The 15,511-nt window shown below is 62.3% G+C and carries 13 protein-coding genes and 1 pseudogene; 12 read left to right on the top strand and 2 right to left on the bottom strand.

The genetic code is table 11. The features are described 5' to 3' along the window. The first annotated feature begins 238 nt into the window (after positions 1-238). The 4 genes and pseudogenes from RYH74_RS14185 (at position 239) to RYH74_RS26525 (ending at position 2,884) form a co-directional block, all read left to right on the top strand. On the top strand, positions 239-469 hold the full coding sequence (locus RYH74_RS14185; protein WP_025337390.1) for a hypothetical protein: 231 nt from the start codon (positions 239-241) through the stop codon (positions 467-469). Continuing rightward, positions 466-768 carry a cell division protein ZapA gene (locus RYH74_RS14190; RefSeq protein WP_003257516.1) on the top strand — a complete coding sequence of 101 codons (303 nt, stop codon included), beginning with the start codon at positions 466-468 and terminating at the stop codon, positions 766-768. The genes RYH74_RS14185 and RYH74_RS14190 overlap by 4 nt, the downstream gene beginning before the upstream one ends. Positions 769-991: 223 nt before the next feature. After that, positions 992-2,020: pseudogene (locus RYH74_RS26520) on the top strand (cache domain-containing protein); the annotation flags it as partial. 135 nt (positions 2,021-2,155) lie between these two features. Beyond that, entirely contained in the window at positions 2,156-2,884 is a 729-nt protein-coding gene (locus RYH74_RS26525; protein WP_371257959.1) for a methyl-accepting chemotaxis protein, read from the top strand. 153 nt (positions 2,885-3,037) lie between these two features. Here the strand turns inward: RYH74_RS26525 and RYH74_RS14200 are convergent, their stop codons facing one another. Continuing rightward, positions 3,038-4,078: a low specificity L-threonine aldolase gene (locus tag RYH74_RS14200; RefSeq protein WP_317409603.1), complete on the bottom strand. Its 1,041-nt coding sequence runs from the start codon at positions 4,076-4,078 to the stop codon at positions 3,038-3,040. Between the two features lie 338 nt (positions 4,079-4,416). Here RYH74_RS14200 and RYH74_RS14205 point away from each other — a divergent pair, with 338 nt between their 5' ends. The 7 genes from RYH74_RS14205 to fdhA all read left to right on the top strand — a co-directional run bounded on the left by RYH74_RS14205 (position 4,417) and on the right by fdhA (position 13,487). Further along, entirely contained in the window at positions 4,417-5,670 is a 1,254-nt protein-coding gene (locus RYH74_RS14205; RefSeq protein ID WP_025337394.1) for a serine hydroxymethyltransferase, read from the top strand. A 15-nt stretch (positions 5,671-5,685) separates the two neighbouring features. Beyond that, a complete protein-coding gene (locus RYH74_RS14210; protein WP_003255680.1) occupies positions 5,686-6,936 on the top strand; it encodes a sarcosine oxidase subunit beta family protein in 1,251 nt (416 codons plus the stop codon). A gap of 14 nt (positions 6,937-6,950) precedes the next feature. Continuing rightward, positions 6,951-7,286, top strand: coding sequence for a sarcosine oxidase subunit delta (locus RYH74_RS14215; RefSeq protein ID WP_013970519.1), 336 nt, complete (start codon positions 6,951-6,953; stop codon positions 7,284-7,286). Continuing rightward, on the top strand, positions 7,283-10,300 hold the full coding sequence (locus tag RYH74_RS14220) for a sarcosine oxidase subunit alpha (RefSeq protein ID WP_025337395.1): 3,018 nt from the start codon (positions 7,283-7,285) through the stop codon (positions 10,298-10,300). Before RYH74_RS14215 ends, RYH74_RS14220 begins: the two co-directional genes overlap by 4 nt. 182 nt (positions 10,301-10,482) lie before the next feature. Further along, positions 10,483-11,115 carry a sarcosine oxidase subunit gamma gene (locus RYH74_RS14225; protein WP_025337396.1) on the top strand — a complete coding sequence of 211 codons (633 nt, stop codon included), beginning with the start codon at positions 10,483-10,485 and terminating at the stop codon, positions 11,113-11,115. Between the two features lie 12 nt (positions 11,116-11,127). Beyond that, entirely contained in the window at positions 11,128-11,985 is an 858-nt protein-coding gene (purU, locus tag RYH74_RS14230; protein ID WP_317409607.1) for a formyltetrahydrofolate deformylase, read from the top strand. Positions 11,986-12,287: 302 nt separating this feature from the next. Next, positions 12,288-13,487 carry a formaldehyde dehydrogenase, glutathione-independent gene (gene fdhA / locus RYH74_RS14235; RefSeq protein ID WP_003255673.1) on the top strand — a complete coding sequence of 400 codons (1,200 nt, stop codon included), beginning with the start codon at positions 12,288-12,290 and terminating at the stop codon, positions 13,485-13,487. 104 nt (positions 13,488-13,591) lie between these two features. On the opposite strand, the gene RYH74_RS14240 is transcribed toward fdhA, so the two are convergent. After that, entirely contained in the window at positions 13,592-14,527 is a 936-nt protein-coding gene (locus tag RYH74_RS14240; protein WP_317409609.1) for an RHS repeat-associated core domain-containing protein, read from the bottom strand. Between the two features lie 195 nt (positions 14,528-14,722). Between RYH74_RS14240 and RYH74_RS14245 the strand changes: the two genes are divergently transcribed. Beyond that, complete coding sequence (locus tag RYH74_RS14245; protein WP_317409611.1) at positions 14,723-15,304, top strand: DUF2780 domain-containing protein; 582 nt, start codon at positions 14,723-14,725, stop codon at positions 15,302-15,304. Positions 15,305-15,511: the final 207 nt, after the last annotated feature.

Raw genomic sequence — 15,511 nt, forward strand, 5'->3', positions numbered from 1 at the left:
AGTGCGACAGAACATGACTTGCCGGGCTATCGGTTGTGACTGCTCAGTCTTGAGTGCCGTTGGCGAAAATTGTGAGGTTGCTAACCTTTTCCTGACCGGCGGTTGACCCATGTCGGAACAAGGGGGTGGTTCCTCTGTCAATCTGCGGGTTAGACACCTTGTGAATCCGATATTTAATGGCGATGGGCCGCACTTTTCTTTATCGTGTGCGCCCCTCGCAACAACCTGAGATAGACCCATGCTGGAAGCTTCCCTGAACCAAATCGAGCAACTTGTCAGCGACCTGATGCAGAAGAACGCTCAACTCACCGAGCAGAACACCGCCCTCGGCCAGGAATTGGCCCAGGCCAAGGAAGAGAACGAAACCCTGCAGCTGTCGCTGATGGAGCAGGAAGAGAAGAACGGCAGCACCGCCGCACGCCTGCAGGCCCTGCTCGAGCGCGCCAACGCCGGCGTCGTAGGCGCATGACACTGCGAGCGCAGCCGATCAATGTCGTGTCGATCCTCGGCAACGACTATTCGATCAAGGCGCCTGAAGGCCAGGAAGCGACCCTGGCCCAGGCGGTGCAGATGCTCAACACCGCCCTGGCCCAGACCAAGCGTCAGTACCCGACCCTGATCGGCGACAAGCTGCTGGTGCTGGCCGCGCTGAACCTGTGTTCGCGACAGATCGAACTGCAGGATGAGCACCGCAAGACGCTGGAGCGTACCCAGGCGCAGATCGACGCCACGGTGGACGCCATCGTGCGGACCATAGCCGAACAATAAGGTCTTGCATCGACCTCTGTGGGAGCGGGTTCACCCGCGAATGCGTCAGTGCATTCAGCATCGCATTCGCGGGTAAACCCGCTCCCACAGGGTATCTGATTGCTTCAGGTCACTGGATTAACTGGATACGCAAGTGTATACACTTTCCGCAAAACAATAATTATGCGGGGAGTAGGGCATGCGTATCTGGCGTAAGAGCATCCAGTGGCAGTTGATCACCAGCATGGGCGCCGCCCTGCTGGCGAGCATCCTGGTGGTAGTCATCATTTTCACGGTGGCGCTAAACCGCCTCACCGAACGCTACCTGGTCGATACCGCGCTGCCCGCCAGCATCGAGGCCATCCGCAACGACATCGAGCGCATGCTCGGCCAGCCGCTGGTGGCGGCGGCGGATATTGCCGGCAACACCCTGCTGCGCGACTGGCTTGCCGCCGGTGAAGACCTCGCCCAGGCCGCTCCATTCATCGAATACCTGACCGCCGCCAAGCAGCGCAACCAGGCCTTCACCACCTTGTTCGTCTCGACCGAAACCGGTCACTACTACAACGAGAATGGACTGGACCGTACCCTCAGCCGCAGCAACCCCAAGGACAAATGGTTCTACGGCTACATCGACAGCGGCGCCGAACGCCTGATCAACATTGACATCGACGGTGCCACCGGCGAACTCGCGCTGTTCATCGACTATCGCGTGGAAAAGAACGGCCAACTGGTCGGTGTGGCTGGCATGGGCCTGCGCATGACCGAACTGTCGAAGCTGATTCATGACTTCAAATTTGGCGAGCACGGCAAGGTGTTCCTGGTGCGTAACGATGGCCTGATCCAGGTTCATCCGGACGCTGCCTTCAGCGGCAAACGCCAGCTCACCGAACAGCTCGGCGCGGATGCCGCCAAGGTGCTGATGACCGGCGGCGAAGGCCTGCGCAGCAGCCGCTTCAGCCGTGACGGCGAAAGCTACCTGGCGCTCGGCCTGCCCCTGCGCGACCTCAACTGGACGCTGGTGGCCGAGGTGCCCGAGGAGGAAATCTACGCGCCAATGCATCAGGCGGTATGGCTGACCAGCCTGATCGGTGGTGCCGTGGCCCTGGTGTCGCTGCTGCTGGTGGTGCTGCTGGCGCGTGGCCTGGTGCGGCCGATCCGCCGCGTCACAGCGGCGCTGGTGCAGATTGGCAGTGGCGCGGGCGACCTCAGCCACCGGCTGGACGATTCACGCCAGGACGAACTGGGCGACCTGGCGCGTGGCTTCAACCGCTTCCTCGACAGCCAGCGCCGGTTGATCGGCGAGGTATTGCACACTTCCGAGCGGCTGCACCTGGCGGTCGAGCAGGTGACACAGGTGGTGGACAACACCGCCGAGCGTTCCGGGCGCCAGCAGGAAATGACCGAAATGGTCGCTACCGCCGTGCACGAAATGGGTTTGACCGTGCAGGATATTGCCCGCAATGCCGGTGATGCGGCCCAGGCCTCGCAGTCGGCGAGAGACGAAGCCCTGCAGGCGCGTGAAGTGGTGCAACGCTCGATCCGTGGTATCGAGGGGATGTCGGGTGATATCGGCAAGGCGGCCGATGCAGTAAGCCAGCTGGCCGATGAAGTGGCCTCGATCGACGAAGTTCTGGCGGTTATTCGTAGCATTTCCGAGCAAACCAACCTGCTGGCGCTGAATGCCGCCATCGAAGCGGCCAGGGCAGGGGAGATGGGCCGTGGGTTTGCCGTGGTGGCCGATGAGGTGCGTACTTTGGCCCGGCGCACGCAGCTGTCCACCGACGAAGTGCAGCAGATGATCCAGCGCTTGAAGCAGGGCGCGGGTTCGGCTGTGAGTTCGATGCAGGCGGGGCAGCAAGCGACGGGTAGCGGCGTGGAGTCGAGCCAGCGCACCGGGGCGTCATTGGGTGCGATCACTGACCAGGTGGAGCACATCAGCGACATGAACCATCAGGTGGCTACTGCGACCGAAGAGCAGTCGGCGGTGACCGAGGAGATCAATCGTACGGTGCAGGGGATTTCTGACCTTGCTCGGGAGACCGCGGCGGAGGTGCAGGGGTGCCGCGAGGAATGCCAGGCGTTGCGTGGGTTGGCGGATGACCTGGCGCGGCAGATGGGTGGGTTCAGGCTTTAGATCCGAGTTGGCTTCTTCGCGGGTGAACCCGCTCCCACAGGTTCATCATTGCTCTTGAGGGCAGAGCTGTACCTGTAGCTCCCACAGGCTCACCTCAAGCCTTGAAACCTGCGCGATCCCTGTGGGAGCGGGTTTACCCGCGAATGCGACCTGTCAAGCGCTGATGATGGCGCGGATATCCGCCGCCAGCTCGCGCACCCGCTCTTCCTCGGTATCCCACGAGCACATGAACCGCGCCCCGCCACTGCCAATGAAGGTATAGAACCGCCACCCTCTGCCGCGCAGTGCTTCGATCGCGTGCTCCGGCATCTGCAGGAACACCCCGTTGGCCTCAACCGGGAACATCAGCTCCACCCCCGGCAAGTCACTCACCAGCGAGGCGAGCAACTGCGCGCAATGGTTGGCATGCGCGCCATGGCGCAGCCAGGCGCCATCTTCCAGCAGGCCCACCCAAGGCGCCGACAGGAAGCGCATCTTCGATGCCAGTTGCCCGGCCTGCTTGCAGCGGTAGTCGAAGTCCTCGGCCAGTTGGCGGTTGAAGAACAGGATCGCCTCGCCCACCGCCATGCCGTTCTTGGTGCCGCCAAAGCACAGCACATCGACGCCGGCCTTCCAGGTCAGCTCTGCCGGGCTGCAGCCCAGGAACGAACAGGCATTGCTGAAGCGTGCGCCGTCCATGTGCAGGTTCAGCCCCAGCTCCTTGCAGGTGGCGCTGATCGCCTTCAGCTCGTCGGGGCGATAGACGGTGCCCACCTCGGTGGCCTGGGTAATGGTCACCACCCGTGGCTTGGGGTAGTGGATGTCCTGGCGCTTCAGCGCCACTTCGCGGATCGACTGTGGTGTCAGCTTGCCGTTGACGCTGGGCGCGGTCAGCAGTTTGGAGCCGTTGGAGAAGAACTCCGGCGCACCGCACTCGTCGGTTTCGACGTGGGCGGTCTCGGAGCAGATCACGCTGTGGTAGCTCTGGCACAGCGAGGCCAGGGCCAGGGAGTTGGCGGCGGTGCCGTTGAAGGCGAAAAACACCTCGCAGTCGGTTTCGAACAGCTTGCGGAAGTATTCCGCGGCGCGTTCGGTCCACTGGTCGTCGCCGTAGGCGCGGTCGTGGCCATGGTTGGCCTTTTCCATCGCTGCCCAGGCTTCGGGGCAGATGCCGGAATAGTTGTCGCTGGCGAATTGTTGGCTCTTATCTGTCATGACACTGTCCTGTGAACGACGCAGAACAGCACTCTAAACCATCGATTCAGCAGTTGCCTATACAAGCGGTGCAGCGTTTGATTTCGGCATTGCCTGTACTGGCCTCTTCGCGGCTAAAGCCGCTCCCACAGGGAGATTGCAAGCATTGAGGCACCGCCGTACCTGTGGGAGCGGGTTCACCCGCGAAAGGGCCGGCACGGTCAACACAAAAGCGAATGTCGTAAACGCGCCATTGCAAGGCGTGCGCAGGCATCTGACCCGCCCCGGCCAGTCATAACATCGCCACAAAGGGCCACGGTGCCCCACGACAAAAAATGATCGCTGCCGGGAGATACACGATGTTCAGCAAGCAAGACCAGATCCAGGGTTACGACGATGCACTGCTGGCGGCGATGAATGCCGAAGAACAGCGCCAGGAAGACCACATCGAGCTGATCGCCTCGGAAAACTACACCTCCAAGCGCGTGATGCAGGCCCAAGGCAGCGGCCTGACCAACAAGTACGCCGAAGGCTACCCGGGCAAGCGCTACTACGGTGGCTGCGAGCACGTGGACAAGGTAGAAGCCCTGGCCATCGAGCGCGCCAAGCAGCTGTTCGGTGCCGACTACGCCAACGTCCAGCCGCACTCCGGCTCCTCGGCCAACGGTGCCGTCTACCTGGCCCTGCTGCAGGCTGGTGACACCATCCTCGGCATGAGCCTGGCCCACGGCGGCCACCTGACCCACGGCGCCAAGGTGTCGTCCTCGGGCAAGCTGTACAACGCTGTGCAATACGGCATCGACACCAACACCGGCCTGATCGACTACGACGAAGTCGAGCGCCTGGCTGTCGAGCACAAGCCGAAAATGATCGTTGCCGGCTTCTCGGCCTACTCCAAGACCCTCGACTTCCCACGCTTCCGCGCCATCGCCGACAAGGTCGGTGCGCTGCTGTTCGTCGACATGGCCCACGTAGCCGGCCTGGTTGCCGCTGGCCTGTACCCGAACCCGATCCCGTTCGCCGATGTGGTTACCACCACCACCCACAAGACCCTGCGCGGCCCGCGTGGCGGCCTGATCCTGGCCAAGTCGAACGAAGAGATCGAGAAGAAACTGAACGCCGCGGTGTTCCCTGGCGCCCAGGGCGGCCCGCTGATGCACGTTATCGCCGCCAAGGCCGTGTGCTTCAAGGAAGCGCTGGAGCCTGAATTCAAGGCCTACCAGCAACAAGTGATCGAAAACGCCCAGGCCATGGCCCAGGTGTTCATCGACCGCGGCTACGACGTGGTTTCCGGTGGCACCGACAACCACCTGTTCCTGGTCAGCCTGATCCGCCAGGGCCTCACCGGCAAAGATGCCGACGCCGCCCTGGGCCGCGCGCACATCACCGTCAACAAGAACGCCGTGCCGAATGACCCGCAGTCGCCATTCGTCACCTCGGGCCTGCGTATCGGCACCCCGGCCGTCACCACCCGCGGCTTCAAGGTCGCTCAGTGCGTGGCCCTGGCCGGCTGGATCTGCGACATCCTCGACAACCTCGGTGACGCAGACGTCGAAGCCGATGTGGCGAAGAACGTCGCGGCCCTGTGCGCAGATTTCCCTGTTTACCGCTGAGTGGAGTCACACACCATGCAACGTTACTCGGGCTTCGGCCTTTTCAAGCACTCCCTCAGCCACCACGAGAACTGGCAGCGCATGTGGCGCACGCCAACCCCTAAAAAGGTCTACGACGTGGTTATCGTCGGCGGTGGCGGCCATGGCCTGGCCACGGCCTACTACCTGGCCAAGGAACACGGCATCACCAACGTTGCCGTGATCGAGAAGGGTTACCTGGGCGGCGGCAACACCGCCCGTAACACCACCATCGTGCGTTCCAACTACCTGTGGGACGAGTCGGCGCACCTGTACGAGCACGCCATGAAGCTGTGGGAGGGCCTGTCCCAGGACCTCAACTACAACGTGATGTTCTCCCAGCGCGGTGTGTACAACCTGTGCCACACCCTGCAGGACATGCGTGACTCCGAGCGCCGGGTCAGCGCCAACCGCCTGAACGGCGTGGATGGCGAGCTGCTCAACACCGCCCAGGTCGCGGCCGAGATCCCGTATCTGGACTGCTCGAAGAACACCCGCTACCCGATCCTTGGTGCCACCGTGCAGCGCCGTGGCGGCGTGGCCCGTCACGACGCCGTGGCCTGGGGCTTCGCCCGTGCCGCCGACGCCCTGGGCGTGGACCTGATCCAGCAGACCGAAGTGATCGGCTTCCGCAAGGAAAACGGCGCGGTCATCGGTGTGGAAACCAACAAAGGCTTCATCGGCGCCAAGCGCGTCGGCGTGGTCACCGCCGGTAACTCCGGGCACATGGCCAAGCTGGCCGGCTTCCGCCTGCCGCTGGAATCGCACCCGCTGCAAGCACTGGTATCCGAGCCGATCAAGCCGATCATCGACAGCGTGATCATGTCCAACGCCGTGCACGGCTACATCAGCCAGTCCGACAAGGGCGACCTGGTGATCGGTGCCGGTATCGACGGCTGGGTCGGCTACGGCCAGCGCGGTTCGTACCCGGTGATCGAGCACACCCTGCAGGCCATCGTCGAGATGTTCCCCAACCTCTCGCGCGTGCGCATGAACCGCCAGTGGGGCGGCATCGTCGATACCTCGCCGGACGCTTGCCCGATCATCACCAAGACCCCGGTCAAGAACATGTTCTTCAACTGCGGTTGGGGTACTGGCGGCTTCAAGGCGACCCCGGGTTCGGGCAACGTCTTCGCCGCGAGCCTGGCCAAGGGCGAAATGCACCCACTGGCCGCGCCGTTCTCCATGGACCGTTTCTACAACGGCGCACTGATCGACGAACACGGCGCCGCCGCCGTCGCCCACTAACCGGAGACACCGTCATGTTGCATATTTTCTGTCCCCACTGCGGCGAGCTGCGCTCCGAAGAAGAGTTCCACGCCTCTGGCCAGGCGCACATCGCCCGCCCGCTGGACCCTAACGCCTGCTCCGACGAGGAATGGGGTACCTACATGTTCTACCGTGACAACCCACGCGGTATTCACCACGAACTGTGGGACCACGTTGCCGGCTGCCGCCAGTACTTCAACGTCACCCGCGACACCGTGACCTACGAGATTCTGGAAACCTACAAGATTGGCGAGAAGCCGCAAGTGACCGCCAGCGGCAAGCAGAACAGCGCCGCGTCGACCGTCAAAGGCCAAGGGGAAAAAGTATGAGCCAGACCTATCGCCTCGCCAGCGGCGGCCGTATCGACCGCAGCAAGGTCCTGAACTTCACTTTCAACGGCAAGACCTACCAAGGTTATGCCGGTGACAGCCTGGCCGCCGCATTGCTGGCCAACGGCGTCGACATCGTCGGCCGCAGCTTCAAGTATTCGCGCCCACGCGGCATCATCGCCGCTGGTACCGAAGAGCCGAACGCCATCCTGCAGATCGGCTCCAGCGAAGCCACCCAGATCCCCAACGTGCGTGCCACCCAGCAGGCGCTGTACGCAGGTCTTGTAGCTACCAGCACCAATGGCTGGCCGAACGTCAACAACGACGTCATGGGTATCCTGGGCAAGGTGGGCGGCAGCATGATGCCGCCGGGCTTCTACTACAAAACCTTCATGTACCCGAAATCGTTCTGGATGACTTACGAGAAGTACATCCGCAAAGCCGCGGGCCTTGGCCGCGCGCCGCTGCAGAACGACCCGGACAGCTACGACTACATGAACCAGCACTGCGACGTGCTGATCGTCGGCGCTGGCCCTGCCGGCCTGGCCGCAGCCTTGGCCGCTGCCCGCAGCGGTGCCCGCGTGATCCTGGCTGACGAGCAGGAAGAGTTCGGCGGCAGCCTGCTCGACACCCGCGAAACCCTCGACGGCAAGCCTGCTGCCGATTGGGTCAGCGCCGTGGTGAAGGAGCTGGAAAGCCTGCCGGAAGTGACCCTGCTGCCACGTGCCACGGTCAACGGCTACCACGACCATAACTTCCTGACCATCCATGAGCGCCTCACCGACCACCTCGGCGACCGCGCCCCGATCGGCCAGGTACGCCACCGCGTGCACCGCGTCCGCGCCAAGCGCGTGGTGCTGGCTGCCGGCGCCCACGAGCGCCCGCTGGTGTACGGCAACAACGACCTGCCGGGCAACATGCTGGCCGGTGCCGTGTCCACCTACGTACGCCGCTACGGCGTGGCCCCGGGCCGCAAGCTGGTGCTGTCGACCAACAACGACCACGCCTACCGCGCCGCGCTGGACTGGCACGACGCCGGCCTGCAAGTGGTCGCCATTGCCGACGCCCGCCACAACCCACGTGGCTCGCTGGTTGAAGAAGCACGTGCCAAAGGCATCCGCATCCTCACCTCCAGCGCCGTGATCGAGGCCAAGGGCAGCAAGCACGTCACCGGCGCCCGCGTGGCCGCCATCGATGTGCAGGCACACAAGGTCACCAGCCCTGGCGAAACCCTCGAGTGCGACCTGATCGCCACCTCCGGCGGCTACAGCCCGATCGTGCACCTGGCTTCGCACCTGGGCGGTCGCCCGGTATGGCGTGAAGACATCCTCGGCTTCGTGCCGGGCGATGCCCCGCAAAAACGCGAATGCGTGGGTGGCATCAACGGCGTCTACGCCCTGGGCGACGTGATTGCCGATGGCTTCGAAGGCGGCGTTCGCGCAGCCACCGAAGCGGGCTTCAAAGCCACCGTCGGCAGCCTGCCGAAAACCGTTGCGCGCAAGGAAGAGGCCACCGTGGCGCTGTTCCAGGTGCCGCACGACAAGGGCACTGCCCGTGCACCCAAGCAGTTCGTCGACCAGCAGAACGACGTCACCGCGGCCGCCATCGAACTGGCCACCCGTGAAGGCTTCGAGTCGGTCGAGCACGTGAAACGCTACACCGCGCTGGGCTTCGGTACCGACCAGGGCAAGCTGGGCAACATCAACGGCCTGGCCATCGCCGCCCGTTCGATCGGCATTACCATCCCGGAAATGGGCACCACCATGTTCCGCCCCAACTACACGCCGGTTACCTTCGGTGCAGTAGCGGGCCGTCACTGTGGTCACCTGTTCGAGCCCGTACGCTTCACCGCCCTGCATGCCTGGCACGTGAAGAATGGCGCCGAGTTCGAAGACGTCGGCCAGTGGAAGCGCCCATGGTACTTCCCGAAAGCCGGTGAAGACATCCACGCCGCCGTGACCCGTGAATGCAAGGCCGTGCGCGACAGCGTGGGCCTGCTGGACGCCTCGACCCTGGGCAAGATCGACATCCAGGGCCCGGATGCGCGTGAGTTCCTCAACCGCATCTACACCAACGCCTGGACCAAGCTCGACGTGGGCAAGGCCCGCTATGGCCTGATGTGCAAGGAAGACGGCATGGTCTTCGACGACGGCGTGACCGCCTGCGTCGGCGACAACCACTTCATCATGACCACCACCACTGGCGGCGCCGCCCGCGTGCTGCAGTGGATGGAGCTGTACCACCAGACCGAATGGCCGGAACTGAAGGTGTACTTCACCTCGGTCACCGACCACTGGGCCACCATGACCCTGTCCGGCCCCAACAGCCGCAAGCTGCTGAGCGAGCTGACCGACATCGACATGGACAAGGAAGCCTTCCCGTTCATGACCTGGAAGGAAGGCAACGTCGGCGGCGTACCGGCCCGGGTGTTCCGTATCTCGTTCACCGGCGAGCTGTCGTACGAAGTCAACGTGCAGGCCAACTACGCCATGGGCGTGCTGGAACAGATCATCGAGGCAGGCAAGAAGTACAACCTGACCCCGTACGGTACCGAGACCATGCACGTACTGCGTGCCGAGAAGGGCTTCATCATCGTTGGCCAGGACACCGATGGCTCGATGAACCCGGACGACCTGAACATGAGCTGGTGCGTGGGCCGTAACAAGCCGTTCTCGTGGATCGGCCTGCGTGGCATGAACCGCGAAGACTGCCTGCGCGACAACCGCAAGCAACTGGTAGGCCTGAAGCCGGTCGACCCGAACCAGTGGCTGCCGGAAGGAGCCCAGCTGGTGTTCGACCCGAAACAGCCGATCCCGATGGACATGGTTGGCCACGTCACCTCCAGCTACGCGTCCAACTCCCTGGGCTACTCGTTCGCCATGGGTGTGGTCAAAGGCGGCCTCAAGCGCATGGGCGAGCGCGTCTACTCGCCGCAGGCGGATGGCAGCGTGATCGAGGCGGAGATCGTGTCTTCGGTGTTCTTCGATCCGAAGGGTGAGCGGCAGAACGTTTGAGGCTTCACCGGTAGCTCTGATTGGAATGCGACCTCTGTGGGAGCGGGTTCACCCGCGAATGCGATGGTGGATTCACCGCCCTCTTCGCGGGTAAACCCGCTCCCACACTGGGTCTCCTCAGTCTGTGACTACAGGTTCTACCTCAGGTCTTCGCGATCAACAGAATTCAAGGCAGGTAAGAAATGAGCGCTATCAACGTCTTCCAGCAAAACCCCGGCGCCGAGGCCAAGGCCCAGTCGCCACTGCACCACGCCGACCTGGCCAGCCTGGTTGGCAAAGGCCGCAAGAACGCAGGCGTGACCCTGCGTGAACGCAAGTTCCTCGGCCACCTGACCATCCGTGGCGACGGCCACAACCCGGAATTCGCCGCCGGCGTGCACAAGGCCCTGGGCCTGGAGCTGCCAGTGGCCCTGACCGTGGTCGCCAACAACGAAATGTCGCTGCAATGGGTCGGCCCCGACGAGTGGCTGCTGATCGTGCCAGGCGGCCAGGAACTGGCGGTCGAGCAGAAACTGCGCGCAGCCCTCGAAGGCCAGCACATCCAGGTAGTCAACGTCAGCGGCGGGCAGAGCCTGCTGGAACTGCGCGGCCCGAATGTGCGCGAAGTGCTGATGAAGTCCACCAGCTATGATGTTCACCCGAACAACTTCCCGGTGGGCAAGGCAGTCGGCACCGTGTTCGCCAAGTCGCAACTGGTGATCCGCCGCACCGCCGAAGACACCTGGGAGCTGGTGATTCGCCGCAGCTTCGCCGACTACTGGTGGCTGTGGCTGCAGGACGCTTCGGCCGAGTACGGCCTGAGCATCGAGGCTTAAGGAGAACAGAACATGAGTCGGGCACCGGATACCTGGATTCTCACCGCCGACTGCCCGAGCATGCTCGGCACCGTCGACGTGGTGACGCGTTACCTCTTCGAGCAGCGCTGCTACGTGACGGAGCACCACTCCTTCGATGACCGGCAGTCGGGGCGTTTCTTCATTCGCGTGGAGTTCCGCCAGCCGGACGATTTCGATGAAGCCGGCTTCCGCGCCGGCCTTGCCGAGCGCAGCGAGGCGTTCGGCATGGCGTTCGAGCTGACCGCACCGAATCACCGCCCCAAAGTGGTGATCATGGTGTCCAAGGCCGACCACTGCCTTAACGACCTGCTGTATCGCCAGCGTATCGGTCAGCTGGCCATGGACGTGGTCGCGGTGGTGTCCAACCACCCCGATCTCGAACCCCTGGCGCACTGGCACAACATCCCTTACTACCACTTTGCCCTCGACCCCAAGGACAAGCCTGGGCAAGAGCGCAAGGTACTTCAGGTGATCGAGGAAACCGGCGCCGAGCTGGTGATTCTTGCGCGCTACATGCAGGTACTTTCGCCAGAGCTGTGCCGGCGCCTGGATGGCTGGGCGATCAACATTCACCACTCGTTGCTGCCAGGGTTCAAAGGCGCCAAGCCTTACCACCAGGCGTACAACAAGGGCGTGAAGATGGTTGGCGCTACGGCGCACTACATCAACAACGACCTGGACGAAGGCCCGATCATCGCCCAGGGCGTGGAGGTGGTCGACCACAGCCATTACCCCGAAGACCTGATTGCCAAAGGGCGCGACATCGAGTGCCTGACCTTGGCGCGAGCGGTGGGGTATCACATCGAGCGACGAGTGTTCCTCAACGCCAACCGGACCGTAGTTCTGTAATAACCAGTACCGGCCTCTTCGCGGGCTTGCCCGCTCCCACAGGTTCAGCGTGAACTTGAAGCCAGCGCAGGACCTGTGGGAGCGGGCAAGCCCGCGAAGAGGCCGGCACAGGTCACCCCATCCGTTCCCCCATATCCTCCAACGACAACCCTGCCGCTAAAAGGCATCTCCCTGTCGCTCCCAGTCAGTGCATCCGGCCCCATCAGGCCCACAATTCCCTGCATTCCAGTAACACATGCCGCCCACGGATGGCGGCGCGTTCAACCACCGCTGCATAAATAAAAATCAAGCGAGGTAAGAGCATGTCTGGCAATCGTGGAGTGGTATATCTCGGCGCCGGCAAGGTCGAGGTGCAGAAGATCGACTACCCGAAAATGCAGGACCCACGCGGCAAGAAGATCGAGCACGGCGTGATCCTGAAGGTGGTCTCCACCAACATCTGCGGCTCCGACCAGCACATGGTCCGCGGCCGCACCACTGCCCAGGTCGGCCTGGTCCTGGGCCACGAAATCACCGGCGAGATCGTCGAGAAGGGCCGTGACGTCGAGCGCATGCAGATTGGCGACCTGGTCTCGGTGCCATTCAACGTCGCCTGTGGCCGCTGCCGCTCCTGCAAGGAAATGCATACCGGTGTCTGCCTCACCGTCAACCCTGCCCGCGCTGGCGGTGCCTACGGTTACGTCGACATGGGCGACTGGACCGGCGGCCAGGCCGAGTACGTGCTGGTGCCGTACGCCGACTTCAACCTGCTGAAACTGCCCGAGCGCGACAAGGCCATGGAAAAGATCCGTGACCTGACCTGCCTGTCCGACATCCTGCCGACCGGCTATCACGGTGCCGTGACTGCCGGTGTAGGCCCAGGCAGCACCGTCTACGTTGCTGGCGCCGGCCCGGTCGGTCTGGCTGCCGCTGCCTCGGCACGCCTGCTGGGCGCTGCCTGCGTCATCGTCGGCGACCTCAACCCGGCCCGTCTGGCTCACGCCAAGTCCCAAGGCTTTGAAGTGGTCGACCTGTCCAAGGACACCCCGCTGCACGAGCAGATCGTCGATATCCTCGGCGAGCCGGAAGTGGACTGCGCCGTTGACGCCGTCGGCTTCGAAGCCCGCGGCCATGGTCACGAAGGTGCCAAGCATGAAGCGCCGGCCACCGTCTTGAACTCGCTGATGCAGGTTACCCGCGTTGCCGGCAACATCGGTATCCCGGGCCTGTACGTGACCGAAGACCCGGGTGCGGTGGATGCTGCCGCCAAGATCGGCGCGCTGAGCATTCGCTTCGGCCTGGGCTGGGCCAAGTCGCACAGCTTCCACACCGGCCAGACCCCGACCATGAAGTACAACCGCCAGCTGATGCAGGCAATCATGTGGGATCGAATCAACATCGCTGAAGTGGTTGGTGTACAGGTGATCAACCTGGATCAGGCGCCGGAAGGTTATGGCGAGTTCGATGCAGGTGTGCCGAAGAAGTTCGTCATCGACCCGCACAAGATGTGGGGCGCGGCTTGATCGCGTGATGTAACAAAGAGCCCCTCGATATGAGGGGCTTTTTTTATGGGCTGAATGGAGAACCTGTGAACCTGCTTCGGCAAGGCCCAAATCAGCGATTGGGCCTAGTTTTTTCTGATTGCCTTAAGCCCAAAATACAGGGCAGCCGCGCCACCACCAAGGAACGCAAGGGCAAAAAATGTGGTTTTTGCAGCAAAGTTTGAGCTGTCTCTTCTGCCATATCCGGGTCTATTGAACACCTGTTCCTGTTGAGGAACTTTGATGGGCGCCGAGATTGGATCTTGCGTTTTTGAGAGTGAGGCAGGAGCGGATACTAGAGCAGAAGTCGCAGTGTTTTTAACGTTTTGTTGAGATGCTTGCGCAAGTAATTGCGACCGGGGATTCACGGGGATAGCCCCATTGGTTTTCTGTTGCCCGGCCAAGATTTTGATGAAATTAAGCGTTTTGAGCGACTTGGGGCCCATGGCTGCAGTGTTTCCAGTCATTCCATTGATGTTGAAATTCCTAGCTGTTACGAGACTTCTGCCTACGGCTGACGCAAATCTTCTGGCGAGCGGTACTAAAAACTGGAAGAATTCGCCGGTAGGGTCATGCCGATTAATTGGATCTCCTTCACAGTAAGCAGATGGGTGCGGCCCACCTTTCCCGAATGGGCTCGTCGGGTCATCGCTGTCGAAACGCATGCGTTCAGTGCTGTATGTTCGACGTCCTGCACCCAGAGGGTAACCTTCAGTAATCGGGTCACACCACTGCCCGTTGAACCCAAGCAACGCTAGCATTTTTTCCATGGGCAGGTATCCATAGGGTGAGTACGCCATTGATTCAGATGCCAGTCCCAGGACTGAATTAGCAAGGTCAACTCGTAGCATCTCTGCTGATTGCGATTGATCAAGTTGAGCCAGCGCCACGTCATTTGCCCATAACACGTGACGATTGCCTTGGGTGGCTACTTCTGTTGCCAAATGATCATCTTTATAGAAATGCAGGCTCTGCCGCGACGCCAGAGCGTGTTTGTTCCTGCTGCTGGAAGAAGTACTCATGATGGTGACCTGAGTGTTGATTGCTGTGTCGGCACTTTGCGCGGTCTGTAAACCCATCACAACTGGCAGTTTTAACAGGTCGAAAGCACTGAGGCGGGCAGCAAAAGTGGTCGACAGTCGGGTCGGAACAAAGCTGCGAAATCCCAGTCAAAACTCGCGTTTCCCAGGCCATCCCGGCCCACGAGGTCCCTCCCGATGAAAGCATTCACCCTGGCAACCCTGATGACCCTGGCCGCAAGCCCGGTGTTCGCCTTCAACCTCAGCGACGCCGCCAACGCCGTGTCGGCCATGCAGAACCAGAATCAGAGCCAGCAAGTCCAGGTGCAGGCACCCGAGGCGCAGGCAAACCTGCTCAACACCTTGGGCAGCCAATTGAATATCACCCCAGAGCAAGCCGTGGGCGGGGCAGGGGCCATGCTGGGGCTCGCGCGCAACAACCTGAGCTCCGACGACTACGGTCAACTGACCAAGGCCGTGCCGGGACTGGACCTGCTTGCCGGGGCCAATGCACTGGGTGGCTTGAGTGGCCTGGGTGAGCTGCTGGGCAAGAACAGCGAGAGCCAGTCGGCCTTGAGCAATGCGCTGGGCAACAATGTGGAAAACCGCAGCGACCTGGACAATGCGTTCAAGGCGCTGGGCATGGATACCGGGATGATCGGGCAGTTTGCGCCGTTGCTGCTGCAATACCTGGGGCAGCAGGGGATTGCCGGGTCGCTGTTGCAGAACCTGGGGAGTTTGTGGACCACTCCCGCGCCATTGACCCGACCTTCGGTCTGAGGATTTTGTCAGCATCACAGCCTTGAAGGCCGACGCTGTACCTGTTGTGGGAGCGGCCTTGCGTCGCGAAAGGGGCGCGAAGCGGCCCCAGGGTTTCGGCATAACTGCAGAGATTGCTGGGGCCGCTTTGCGGCCCTTTCGCGACGCAAGGCCGCTCCCACAAAAAAGCAGATTGGTATGACTCACCCAGATGGGTTACAAATCAGT

This window comes from Pseudomonas sp. LSJ-87 (assembly GCF_032971465.1).
Classification (GTDB): domain Bacteria; phylum Pseudomonadota; class Gammaproteobacteria; order Pseudomonadales; family Pseudomonadaceae; genus Aquipseudomonas; species Aquipseudomonas putida_Z.

Coding starts and splice junctions, on each gene's coding strand:
- RYH74_RS14185 (WP_025337390.1), top strand. CDS start 239: ATGCTGGAAGCTTCCCTGAACCAAATCGAGCAACTTGTCAGCGACCTG.
- RYH74_RS14190 (WP_003257516.1), top strand. CDS start 466: ATGACACTGCGAGCGCAGCCGATCAATGTCGTGTCGATCCTCGGCAAC.
- RYH74_RS26525 (WP_371257959.1), top strand. CDS start 2,156: ATGGTCGCTACCGCCGTGCACGAAATGGGTTTGACCGTGCAGGATATT.
- RYH74_RS14200 (WP_317409603.1), bottom strand. CDS start 4,078: ATGACAGATAAGAGCCAACAATTCGCCAGCGACAACTATTCCGGCATC.
- RYH74_RS14205 (WP_025337394.1), top strand. CDS start 4,417: ATGTTCAGCAAGCAAGACCAGATCCAGGGTTACGACGATGCACTGCTG.
- RYH74_RS14210 (WP_003255680.1), top strand. CDS start 5,686: ATGCAACGTTACTCGGGCTTCGGCCTTTTCAAGCACTCCCTCAGCCAC.
- RYH74_RS14215 (WP_013970519.1), top strand. CDS start 6,951: ATGTTGCATATTTTCTGTCCCCACTGCGGCGAGCTGCGCTCCGAAGAA.
- RYH74_RS14220 (WP_025337395.1), top strand. CDS start 7,283: ATGAGCCAGACCTATCGCCTCGCCAGCGGCGGCCGTATCGACCGCAGC.
- RYH74_RS14225 (WP_025337396.1), top strand. CDS start 10,483: ATGAGCGCTATCAACGTCTTCCAGCAAAACCCCGGCGCCGAGGCCAAG.
- purU (WP_317409607.1), top strand. CDS start 11,128: ATGAGTCGGGCACCGGATACCTGGATTCTCACCGCCGACTGCCCGAGC.
- fdhA (WP_003255673.1), top strand. CDS start 12,288: ATGTCTGGCAATCGTGGAGTGGTATATCTCGGCGCCGGCAAGGTCGAG.
- RYH74_RS14240 (WP_317409609.1), bottom strand. CDS start 14,527: ATGAGTACTTCTTCCAGCAGCAGGAACAAACACGCTCTGGCGTCGCGG.
- RYH74_RS14245 (WP_317409611.1), top strand. CDS start 14,723: ATGAAAGCATTCACCCTGGCAACCCTGATGACCCTGGCCGCAAGCCCG.